Source organism: Desmonostoc muscorum LEGE 12446 (assembly GCF_015207005.2).
GTDB classification, from domain to species: domain Bacteria; phylum Cyanobacteriota; class Cyanobacteriia; order Cyanobacteriales; family Nostocaceae; genus Nostoc; species Nostoc muscorum.
Window position 1 is genome coordinate 8,763,477 of the sequence record NZ_JADEXS020000001.1, and the last position, 12,716, is coordinate 8,776,192.

4 protein-coding genes are annotated in these 12,716 nt (G+C 44.8%); all 4 read left to right on the forward strand.

From position 1 onward, the window contains the following. Positions 1-47 precede the first annotated feature (47 nt). The 4 genes from IQ276_RS35885 to IQ276_RS35900 all read left to right on the forward strand — a co-directional run bounded on the left by IQ276_RS35885 (position 48) and on the right by IQ276_RS35900 (position 12,714). Positions 48-1,379, forward strand: coding sequence for a diaminopimelate decarboxylase family protein (locus IQ276_RS35885; RefSeq protein ID WP_235116289.1), 1,332 nt, complete (start codon positions 48-50; stop codon positions 1,377-1,379). A gap of 29 nt (positions 1,380-1,408) precedes the next feature. Beyond that, positions 1,409-2,710 (forward strand): toprim domain-containing protein, encoded by a 1,302-nt coding sequence (locus tag IQ276_RS35890; protein WP_193918036.1) that lies wholly within the window; start codon positions 1,409-1,411, stop codon positions 2,708-2,710. A gap of 565 nt (positions 2,711-3,275) precedes the next feature. Beyond that, positions 3,276-11,720, forward strand: a complete 8,445-nt coding sequence (locus IQ276_RS35895; RefSeq protein WP_235116290.1) for a type I polyketide synthase — start codon at positions 3,276-3,278, stop codon at positions 11,718-11,720. Between the two features lie 208 nt (positions 11,721-11,928). Continuing rightward, the gene (locus IQ276_RS35900; protein ID WP_193918046.1) at positions 11,929-12,714 is read left to right on the forward strand and encodes a TauD/TfdA family dioxygenase; all 786 of its coding nucleotides are present in this window, start codon (positions 11,929-11,931) and stop codon (positions 12,712-12,714) included. Positions 12,715-12,716 lie beyond the last annotated feature (2 nt).

The window sequence follows — 12,716 nt, forward strand, 5'->3', positions numbered from 1 at the left end:
CGCTAACGTAATTCGTAATTGATAGACGGAGTAACTCAGTTTAAGTTATGGAGAGTAAGAAATTTTATAATTTTCAAACTTCCCTTAGTCCGCCATTTCCTTGGGAACAGGCTCAGGAGTTACTGAATAACTACGGTTCTCCGCTTTATGTTTATGATGGCGATCGCTTACGCCAAACTATTGAGTGTATAACTGGGGCTGTGAGCTATCCTCGTACACAATTTCGCTTTGCCAGCGTCACTAATGGTAACATTGCGCTGTTAAAAATTTTTCGCTCGGCTGGCTGGGGACTCCACGCTAATACGCCAGGAGATATTTTTCTGGGTTTGCAAGCTGGTTTTAACCCAAATGAGATTGTTTACAGTGGGAGCAATTTGAATCGGGCGGAGATGATACAGGTTCTTGATTGGGGAGTCACAACTCTCAATTTAGATAGTTTGGATCAGTTGCGGTTGTGCTGCGAAGTCTTCATTAACGAAGTTAGCAAAAATAATCCCCCTCATCTCCCTCATCTCCCTCATCTCCCTCATCCCCCCATCTCCCCACCCCGCCTGGGTTTACGCTTGAATTTGCCGGAGATTACGGGAGATAGTCGCATTGGTGTGCGTTCTGAGGAATTTGGTGAGGCGATCGCTTTGACTGGTGAAGTTGGACTGAAGTTGAGTGGTTTACACTTCTATCGGGGGACGGGAACTAATGCTACAGCAGCTTTCACTGAGGTGATTGACACGGTACTCGCTACAGCAAAACTGTTACCAGATTGGGAATATCTCGATTTTGGTGGTGGCTTTGGCTATCCCTATCATCACAGCAAAGTAGGGTTTGATTGGGAAATATTTGGAGCTGAGTTAAGCGAGAGAATTGGGTGCTTAGGAAGGAAAATTGATTTGGTGATTGAACCGGGACGAAGTGCGATCGCTGGATGTGCAACAATGCTTGCTCAAGTTGTTTCTGTCAAATGGCAACAAGACAAACAAATTCTCGGAGTTGATACCACCGTTGCTAATCTTTCAGTACCTTCAGTACACGGTGCATACCGAGAAATCATCACCTGGAAAAAACAACTCCCCACTCCCCAATCCCCAATCCTCAGTCCCCAGTCCCCAATCCCCAGTCCCCACTCCCTCTTCACAACTGATGTTTGTGGTAACACAACTTACTCCAGAGATTATTTAGGCAAAAATTGCCAACTCCCAGCATTAGAAATCGGTGATATTATTGCCATTTTAGATGTGGGTGCTTATGGCTATGCTATGTCATCTCACTTTTTACACCGCCCTAAACCTGCGGAAGTCTTATTAGAAAATGGCAGACATCGCCTAATTCGCCAACGGGAAGATTACAACGTTCTGCTGGCGAATCAGGTGTTGGATAACTAACGATTCACTACTAATATCCAATAAAAATTATGAAGTGTATTAAATGCGGAACTGATAATAAATTAAAAGAGCGGACAGCTAATCAAGGTCGGTGTGTAAAATGCAACCATCCGTTTGCCTTTGAACCGACAAGTATGGGTAAAATTAAAATTACTGACCCTCTATTTGCCAAAGCTTTATCTGATATTTCTGCTAACAACACCTTATTTTTTACACCTAAACAACTATTCTATTTTTTAAACCTGCGTCTTGGGAGTAAGTCATTTTCTTCGGTATTTAGCTCGTTGTTCGTATATTTTTTTTGGAGTCTAGTGATAGGTTTGGGGTCAGCTAATTTCACTAGTGGAAATCAAGAAATTGCTGCCTTGGCACTGTTTATTTTTAACTCTTTTTATATTTTTAATCTTTTTCAAAATACATATTCTAGGAAGCTTAACCCCAAAAGTCGCAGAGCCAATGCCAGAGTTTTGCAAATTATCGGAATTATCATTCTTGGTGGAGGAATTTCTGCCAGTATATTGGTGATAAGTTCGTTCTATGCATTTACCTTGAGCGTCCTCATGGGAATGGTGTCGATATATTTGGGAACTCAACAGCTACAAAATACTGGACTATCAACACAGGAATTTTTATTTTCTCAAAACGAGTTTGAAAATTGGGTGAATCGCTGGCGACAAATTAATGGTTTAATGGTCAAAATTCTTCCTTTACCACGCGAAGACAATACCCTAACTACATTTAATCCTGATGTTACTGCTTACAGTTTTGATAAATTAGTCGTTTGCGATCGCGCTACGATTGCTCAACTATTAATCGCTAATAATTTCCATTTTGAAAATAACTGTGCAATTCTGAGCATCACTGGTTATCCTCAAGGTATTTTTGAAACTATGATGCAAATGCTACGCCGCAATCCTGATTTGAAAGTCTATGCACTCCATGATTGCAGTCCCCAAGGAATTGGTTTAGTTCACCATCTACGTACTAGCCCTAAATGGTTTCAAGATAGCAATATTGTAATTATTGACATCGGATTAACACCGCGTCAAATTATTGCTGCTAAGCGCGGAATGTTCATTCAATCCTCTCCAGAATCGGCGCAAGCAGCAAAATATTTAACTGGAGAAATTCGTCAAAATTTATTTGTTGAGGAAATAGAATTTTTGGAATCTGGAAAGTTTGTGGAATTAGAATCTTTCACTCCCCAAAGACTAATTCAAATTCTGCAAAAGGGTATTGCTGGTAGTCAAAACCTCGAAAGTGATGACAGTGGCTTGTTTTTAGCGAATGATACAGGAAATGATATGTACGTTGTTCAAAGTTTCGGTTAATACAGCGCTTCCTGCTGTTATGAAGTACAGTTTTTTCCCCACTCCCCGCTATCTCCTGTATCTTTTCAGGACTGAGAACGTACCTCATAACACCGGGAAGTGCTATATGTTCATCGGTTTGAGGATATGATGTCATGTTGACTATTTTAGACTTTTTAGAGTTAGTGTAACTAGGTATGTAAAGTTTTGTATGAGAATTCAATATTACTGGGAATGAGGTAAAATTTCCATGTACTATATCGGATTGTGGGTATCATCAAAAGATAGTATTTAAGGAAAAATGGCTCATTTCAATATTATTTGTCTACCTATAGACTACATTTTTAATTATAACAAATATTCAATTAATAATTCGTACAACAAGTACGTAGGCACAATTAAACCGAACTACATAAACTTATGTAAAGCGCCAAAAAAGCTTTCAAAATAGGCTTTTAAGCAATTTAAATTTCTTAATTTAGTTGTGTTTTTTAACGCCTACTTACTTAGTTACTTCAATGCAAGCAATTTCTGTGGGTATTTAACACAGGAAAGATGAAAGTATGCTTTTGCTAAAAAATACGTTATGACTGAGAATACGCCATATATGCAGCAAAGTTCAAAAGAAACCACTTACTATGAATATGGAGGCAGTGGCAGAGAAAAAGAACCCATCGCTATTATCGGTATGGGCTGCCGTTTTCCAGGTAGTGCTAATAGCCCAGAAGCTTTCTGGAAACTGCTGGTTTCGGGTGTCGATGCTATTACCGAAGTGCCAGAGTCACGCTGGAATATAAACAAATTTTACGACCCAGATATAACAAAACCAGGCAAAATGCGAACCCGCTGGGGCGGCTTTGTAGATCAGATAGACGAGTTTGATGCCCAATTTTTCGGGATTTTTCCGCGAGAAGCCTCACGCATGGACCCGCAGCAACGACTGACGCTGGAGGTAGCCTGGGAGGCCCTGGAGGATGCAGGACTGGTAAGCGAACGCCTTGCTAACTCGAAGACAGGGGTGTTTATTGGAATATCAACTAGCGATTACCTGAATATCCAAGGGTGCGATCGCGACTCCATTAACGCTTACACAAGCTTAGGCAACGTTCACTGTATCACGGCTAACCGCATTTCCTACATATTGAACCTCAAAGGGCCAAGTATGACTGTGGACACAGCCTGCTCTTCGTCGCTGGTTGCAGTTCATCTTGCCTGTCAAAGTATTTGGAATCAAGAGTCTGTGCTGGCGATCGCAGGAGGCGTCAATGCGATGCTCGGACCAGAAGTCAGCATAGGATTTTCTAAGGCCTCAATGCTTTCTCCCGATGGGCGTTGCTTTACCTTTGATGCGCGAGCTAATGGTTATGTCCGTGCCGAGGGTGCTGGTATTGTTGTCTTGAAGCCTTTATCTCAAGCGCAAGCAGATGGCGATCCAATTTATGCGGTAATTCTCAGCAGTGTAGTTAACCAAGACGGTAAAACCAAGGGGATCGCGGTTCCTAACAGAAAGTCCCAAGAAGCAGCAATCCAAGAAGCTTGCCGTCTGGCGGGGATATCGCCACAGCAGATACAGTATGTTGAAGCTCACGGCACAGGCACACCTGTAGGCGATCCCATAGAAGCGATGGCCTTAGGAAACGTAGTGGGTAAAAATCGGACTCCCGGAGACTATTGCACTGTTGGTTCAGTTAAAACCAACATTGGACATTTGGAAATAGCATCGGGAATTGCAGGTTTAATCAAAACAGCCCTAGCCATTAAGCATGGACAGATTCCGCCACATCTGCACTTTCAGACACCGAATCCGAGAATCCGTTTTGAGGAATTGGGGTTACGGTTGCCTACCACCCTTGAGCCTTGGCGAAACGAAAATGGGCTGCGCATCGCCGGTGTCAATTCCTTTGGATTTGGCGGAACGAATGCCCATGTTCTGTTATCAGGATTAGCAACGGATGCTGTAACGGGTATAACCGATTCAGACCAAGAGAATCGCGCTCTACTATTGCCCCTATCGGCAAAAAGTCCAGAAGCTCTGATGGCTGTTGCACAAGTAACCCATGACTTTTTAGTAGGTATTGATGGGAGTTCTGATGTTTCATTATCAGACATCTGCTATACTGCCAGTCTGCGCCGGGGTCATTACGATCATCGGTTGGCGTTGGTAGGCAATTCCTTTGCAGAACTGGTAGAAAATCTGCAAGCATTTCTGGCGGGAGAAAACCGTCCAGGTTTATCTTCTGGTTATCTAGCTCCAAAATTTAAACCCAAACTGACTTTTGTTTTTTCCGGTATGGGGTCCCAGTGGTGGGCAATGGGGCGTCAATTGTTGGAGTCAGAAGCCGTATTCCGAGAGGCGATCAAAAAGTGCGACGAATTGCTGCGGCAATATGTTGATTGGTCATTGTTAGAAGAACTGACAGCATCACAAGAGAATTCCCGCATCAACTCTAGCCAAATCGCTCAGTGTTCCATCTTTGCCATACAAATTGCTTTAGCTGCTTTGTGGCGTTCCTGGGGCATTACGCCCCAAGCAATCGTCGGTCACAGTCTTGGCGAAGTTGCAGCTGCCCATGTTGCTGGAGTTCTGAGTCTAGAAGATGCCGTGCGGGTCATTTTCCACCGCAGCTGCACTCAAGCCAAAGTATCTGGCAAAGGGACAATGCTAGCTGTTGGGCTGTCTTCAGAAGAAGCCGAGCGGGTATCAGCAGAATTAGGATACCAGAGTTGTGTTTCGATTGCGGCGGTTAACAGTCCCAGTGCCGTCACCCTGGCTGGAGATAGCGCCGCTTTAGAAGAAATTGCCAAATCTTTGCAGCAAAAACAAATTTTCTGCCGATTCCTGCAAGTTGAGGTGCCTTATCACAGCCCCTTGATGGAGCCATTAAAGGCAGAATTAGCACAATTATTGCAAGAAATCAAGCCTCAAACAGCCACAATTCCTTTGTTCTCTACCGTTACTAGCAAGCAGGTAGACGGTTTGGAATTGGATGGCACCTACTGGGGTCTTAACATGAGGGGACCAGTGCTTTTTGCAGGGGCGATCGCTTCTTTGATTAAAGCAGGTTACAACACCTTTGTAGAAATCAGCGCCCATCCAGTTCTGGCCAATTCCATCTCTGAATGTCTTGCTTTAGCTGGGGTATCTGGCAAAGTGCTACAAAGCCTGCGGCGGTTTGAACCGGAACGCCCCACAATGCTCTCGTCATTTGGCAAACTCTACACTCTCGGATATCCGGTTGATTGGTACAAGCTATATCCGCAAGGGCGTGTCGTGCCACTGCCTTGTTATCCCTGGCAGCGAGAACGCCATTGGAACGAGTCTGAAGAAACTATGGCAGTACGGATTGGCACAATTTCTCACCGCTTAATGTTGGGGCAACAAGTCCACCCCCTTTTAGGAAACCGTCTCAAATCAAGTCAACCGATATGGGATACAGAGATTGACAAGCTTAGCCTCAGTTATCTTGATGACCATCGCGTTCAAGGGGCTGTGGTTTATCCCGCAGCAGCTTATGTAGAAATGGCTTTGGCAGCAGCCAAAGAAATCTTCAAACAAGGAGCTTATATTGTAGAGGAGATTGAATTTGCCAAAGCTCTCTTCTTACCAGAAAGTGGGGTGTCAAGACTTCAGTTAAGTCTAGAGTCAAACCAAACATCCTTCGAGATTAACAGCAATGTCCAAGGTAGCCCATCAGAATGGGTGAGACACGCCACAGGTAAGCTAACTCGTGCTGAAAAAGGCTCCCTCTCGAAGCAGGTTGTGTTGGATGAAATCAAGAGTCGTTGTCCCAACGAAATTTTCAAGAGCGATCTCTACCAACAATTCCAGGAAATAAAACTCGAATATGGCCCCAGTTTTCAAGGCATCGAGCAGCTTTGGAGTGGCGAAGGTGAGGCGTTGGCTCAAATTCAGGTGAGTAATGCTTTACAGACACAAGTCGAAGAATACCAATTGCATCCGGCTATCCTTGATGCTTGTTTTCAGGTGTCCCTCGCCACTGTTTGGGTGAAAAGGACTTACCTACCGGTACAGATAGACCAAGTGAGAGTTTATGGTCGTCCAGGGCTGCAAATGTGGAGCTATACCCGCCTAGTGGAGCAAAGCGCCACTCGTATCAAAGGAGATATGCTACTCATCGATGATGCAGGAAATGTACTGGCAGAATTTATCGGACTTGTCTGTCAATCCTTGGAGAACAAGCAAGAAAGTTCAGAGAAAGCAGATTACCTCTACGAATACCAATGGGAGATGAAGGCACGTCCCAACCAAGAGTTAGTTCGCCCCAACCCTGATTATCTGCTAGACCCAATGCAAATCGCTGAAAAACTGCAATTTCAAGCAGTTCAATTGAGCGTGCAATTGGGAAGGAAACAGTACTATGAGCAGGTAAAGCCACAAATAGATGCTTTATGTGCTAATTACATTCTCAAAGCTTTCGAGCAACTAGGGTGGCAGCCAAAATTGCATACTCCTATCAGTGCAGAAACTCTTGCCGAGCAATTAGGGGTAGTGTCTGTGCATCTACCTCTTTTAAATCGATTGTTAGAGATCCTAGCTAAAGATGGCGTGCTGCATCAAGTAGATGACCAGTGGGAGGTCTGCCGCCTACCAGAAATGAAGCAACCTATTGAGGCTTGGAAAGCACTTTTCGCCAGATTTCCTGCTTACCAAGCAGAACTGACATTGTTAGGGCGGTGCGGTCAAAAACTAGCTTCAGTATTGATTGGGGAGGTCGATGCGCTGCAATTGATTTCCCCTGGAGGTTCTGTGACAACATCTGAGCATCTGTACCAAGATTCACCTAGTTATCGGATCTATAACCTACTGGTTGAGAAAGCGATCGCTATGGCGCTGTCGCGTTTACCAGAAGGACGAACAGTAAGGATTTTAGAAATTGGTGCAGGTACAGGCTCAATCACATCCCACGTATTGCCAAAGCTGACACTACAGCAGACGGAATATGTCTTTACTGACATTTCTGGACAGTTTACAATCTCTGCCGAGCAAAAGTTTCACGATTATCCCTTCGTTGAGTACCAAACTTTAGATATTGAGGGCGATGTCATAGGACAAGGTTTCCAGCCCCATTCCTTTGATCTGATTTTAGCATCGGACGTACTGCACACCACCAGTAACCTGCGTCAGACCCTAGAAAATGTGAAACAGCTGCTGGCATCTGGGGGTTTGCTGGTGTTGCTGGAACCAACAGCCGATAACTATTGGCAGGATTTAGTCTTTGGATTGCTCAAAGACAGATGGTCATTTACTGATGTGCAACAGGGGCGATCGCACCCTTGGCTGTGTGAGACTCAGTGGCGTTCTTTGCTCACAGATGTTGGGTTCGCGGAAGTTGCTACCATCGCAGATATACCACCGCAAACATCTAAGTCTCTCCAAAGCGTGATTCTAGCTACTAGTGCGGTGCTGGAGCCAGCAGTTCAGCCCTCATCAATAGTTCCTCTAAACTCTGAAAATCCAGGAACTTGGTTAATTTTTGCTGACAATTCTGGAGTCGGACAACAGCTAGCACAACAACTCAAACAACGGCAACAAACCCCGATTCTCATAAAACCTGGAACTGCTTTCCAGCACCTTGATCTAGATAGCTACCAAATTCGCCCAGAACATGCAGAAGATATGCAGCAACTCCTAGAAGCTGTTGATGCAAATCAACCCGCCTGTAGCGGTGTAGTTTACCTCTGGAGTCTAGACACACCTGCTAATGAGCAAATGACAGCAGCCACCCTAGAATCAACTTTAACCAACAACTGTTTGGGCGTATTGCATTTAGTTCAGGCATTGGCTAAAGTCAATTGGTCGCATTCTCTGCGTCTATTTGTGGTGACCAACTCTACCCAAACAGTAGGAGGTTTAAAATCCCTCTCGGTTGCCCAATCTCCTTTATGGGGTTTGGGTCGAGTCATTAACAATGAATATGCCAATCTTTCCTGTACTCGGCTGGATTTGAGTCCTACCATTACCCCAGAGGAAATTCAGTCTCTCACACAAGAGTTGCTGACAGACGATCAAGAAGATGAAATTGCCTTGCGGGGTCAGGAACGCTATGTCAATCGGTTAAGGAAGCTATCATTAGCAGATTTGTTGCCAAAATCAACAGCAAATCAACAACCTTTCCGTTTAGAAATCTCTGCACCAGGAGTGTTGGAGAACTTGCAACTGCGGGCCATGACGCTCTCAAAACCGGGGCCGGGAGAGGTGGAAATTCAAGTTTGTGCCACAGGTTTGAACTTTAAGGATGTTGCCAAGACATTAAATTTGTTAAATGACGCTAGTTTGCAGGGGACTTTCTCCGGGCGATCGCTTGGTATAGAATGTACCGGAATCATTACCGCCATTGGCTCTGGCGTTGAAGGATTTCACATCGGTGATGAAGTTATTGCTTGTGCGCCTCACAGCTTTAGTACGCATATCACCACAGATACCCGCGCTGTCGTACATAAGCCCCCGCATCTGGGTTTTGAAGAAGCTGCCACCATCCCTGTAACTTTTCTCACTGCCTACTACGCCTTGGACTATTTGGGACGGCTGCGTCAGGGTGAGCGGGTTCTCATTCACGCAGCAGCCGGCGGTGTAGGTCTTGCTGCTATCCAAATTGCCCAGACAGTGGGGGCAGAGATTTTCGCAACAGCAGGTAGTCCAGAAAAACGAGAATTGTTGCGATCGCTCGGTGTAGAGCATGTCATGGATTCTCGCTCCACCGCCTTTGCTTCCCAGGTGATGGAAATCACCAATGGTAAGGGTGTAGATATTGTCCTCAACTCTTTGGCAGGAGAGGCGATCCCTAAGAGCCTCTCGGTGTTGGCAGCTTATGGACGTTTTATAGAAATCGGGAAGCGCGATATCGAGCAGAACAATAAACTGGGTCTGCGACCTTTTCAAAATAATTTGTCCTTCTTTGCGGTAGATTTGGACAAACTGTTACGCGATCGCCCTGATTTTGCTGGCTCATTATTGCGTGAAGTCATGGGATATTTTGAGGCGAAAACCTTTCATCCCCTTCCCCACAGGGTTTTCCCAATATCGAGGGTAGTAAGCGCCTTCCGCTATATGGCGCAAGCCAAGCACATCGGCAAGATTGTAATATCATTGCAACAGCCAGATGTCAAGGTAGTTCCCTCATCTCCAGAAACAATCACTTTTCGCCCTGATGGCACTTACTTAATTACTGGTGGACTAGGTGGGTTTGGTCTAGCAGTGGCTCAGTGGTTGGTGAAAGGGGGTGCGCGGCATTTAGTACTGGTGGGTCGTAGTGGTGCTAACTCGTCAGCAGCTAAGGAAGCGGTGACAACATTGGAGTCAGCAGGTGTTCGTGTGTTAGTCGCTAAAGCAGACGTGTCCCGTGAGGAAGAAGTCAAGAGCGTTCTGGCAAACATGAGCCAGTCTATGCCGCCGTTGCGAGGCATTATTCATGCAGCAATGGTTCTGGACGATGCTCTGCTGCTCGATCTCAACCAAGAACGCCTAGCAAAAGCGATCGCACCCAAGGCTATGGGAGCTTGGAACTTACACACCCACACCTTGGATGTACCCTTAGATTTGTTCGTGTCATTTTCCTCCTTTAGTTCCATTATTGGCAATGCCGGACAGGGAAATTATGTAGCCGCTAATACTTTTCTTGATGCCCTGGCACATCACCGCCGCGCTTTAGGACTGCCAGCTTTGACCGTCAACTGGGGTGCAATTGCTGATGTTGGTTATGTTGCTGACAATACCGCTATTGGTAAGTATTTAGACCAGATGGGAATGAAAGGTTTGCGATCGCACCAAGCACTACAGATATTAGGACAATTACTCCGTGTCGAGGCAGTACAGACAGCAGTAGCACCTTTTAACTGGCAGCGCTTGAGCGAGATTTACCCAGCTGGCGCATCAGCACGATTTTCTCAGCTAGTCAACTCTGCTGCTGTTCTCACAAAGGCGGACGGGCGCAACAGCAAAGCAGATTTGCTCTTAGGCGACCTGATGACAGCCGAACCAACAGAGCGTTTGCAAATTTTGGAATCTCACCTGCGAGAAGTCGTAGCCCTGGTATTGGGAACTTCTCCTGCTAAATTGGATAGTCAAAAATCCCTGGCTAATCTGGGACTTGACTCCTTAATGGGAGTAGAACTGAGTAACCGAATTGAGAGTGTTTTGGGTCTGAGTTTACCCACAATGAAACTCATGCAGGGCCCAAGTATTTCGCAACTAGCAGCAGAGCTAGTTGACCAACTCATGGGAACTTCCCAGACACAATTACCTTCTTCAGTGACGGCAGTTCCAACCGATTGGCTCGTTTTCCCCAAACCAAATCCAGATGCCTGCTTGCGTCTGTTCTGCTTCCCATACCTTGGGGGCAGTACCTCAGAATTTCTTCCTTGGTCAGACGACTTACCATCAGATGTAGAAGTTTGTGCCGTTAAGCTTCCCGGAAGTCAAGACTTTTTGGGCAAACAGTCATTCGACGAGCTAACCTCTGTGATCAAAATCTTGGTAGAAGTTCTGGTTCCTTATCTAGACAAACCATTCGCTTTCTATGGTCACAGTCTAGGGGCATTGATCTGCTTTGAACTCGCTCGTCAGCTGCGCCGCGAAAATGGTAAAGTTCCTGCTCACTTGTTCGTTGGTGCTTCACAAGCTCCTCAGATACCCTATTTACATCCTTCTGTTGAGAAACTCCCTGAATTTGAGTCAGTCAAAGGAGTATCTATCAACGATTTACCCCAACTGTATCGTGACAATACAGAACTGTTGGAATTGTTACCACTGGTTTTAAAGGAAGTAACTTTGTTGGCTGAAAAATACAGCTATACAGAGGAAGATCCACTAAATTGTCCTATTTCTGTGTTTGGAGGAATGCAAGACAACGTGATAACTGAAGACCTACTTTCGCCTTGGCGCGAACAAACTCGCAGCAATTTTCAGCTGCAAATGTTAAGCGGCAATCATTTATTCTTGCACAGCGCTCAACAGCTGCTTTTGCAAGCAATATCTGAGGATTTATCATCACTGATAGAGTCTGTCAAGTAGTTGACACAAGACTGTTTCTCAAAAGCGTTATGGGAAAATAGTATACTGGTGCAAAAAGGCAGACAGCAGAAGGAATATTGATTGTCAAATCAGCTTTTTACCTTTTTTCAACTTTTCAACTAATAGAAAATCTCTGCCTAGCTGCACTCGTTCTTTCCCTAACATCTTTGGAATAAAAGATTACCTTGTAAAAACCAGAAATATACACATGACAACCATTACTGTTCCATTCCAACTAAATTTTGAAGAGATTGGCAAGGATTTCTTAAATAAAGATGCTGTCAGTAAAATCAACTCAAGATTTGCAGAGCATGGAGCCGTTTTACTGCGGGATTTTCCGTTAAAAACTGCTGAAGATTTTGCAGATGTTGCAGCACAGCTGGTCACTACCCCAACGGATTACATGGGTGGTACTATAGCTCGCGAACCAATAAAAGGCTTAGTATACAATTCAAGTGAATTTCCTCCAGCAATTACCTTTCCTATTCACAACGAAATGGGATATACCGATAACCCTCCTGAGCGCATACTTTTTTTCTGTTTAGAAAAAGCAGAGGTAGGGGGACAGACACCAATCTGCGACTGTCGGGGTGTTTTGCAACGGCTACCAAATCAACTTGTGGATGCCATACGTACTCACGGCGTTCGCTATATCCGACGCTTACCGAAAGAAAGTGGAAGTTACTTAAAAGGTTGGAGTCAAGCTTTCAAAACTGAAGATATCCGTATTGCCGAAGAAAGGTGCAAGGCAATGAATTTTAACTGTACTTGGGAAGGCGATATCATGGTGATTACTAACACTGTAGAAGGTATTCGTCGCCACCCACACACAGGGGAAGAACTTTGGGTTAATCAAATTTCTAGCTATCACTCCTCAAGACATGAACACTCACTGCGGATTACACCACAGGAATTTCTTGGTGATATAGTAGCATCTGTCAATTCCGATAAAATGGAAGCATCTCCAATCCTTAGGTTTATAGAACCCATTTGACA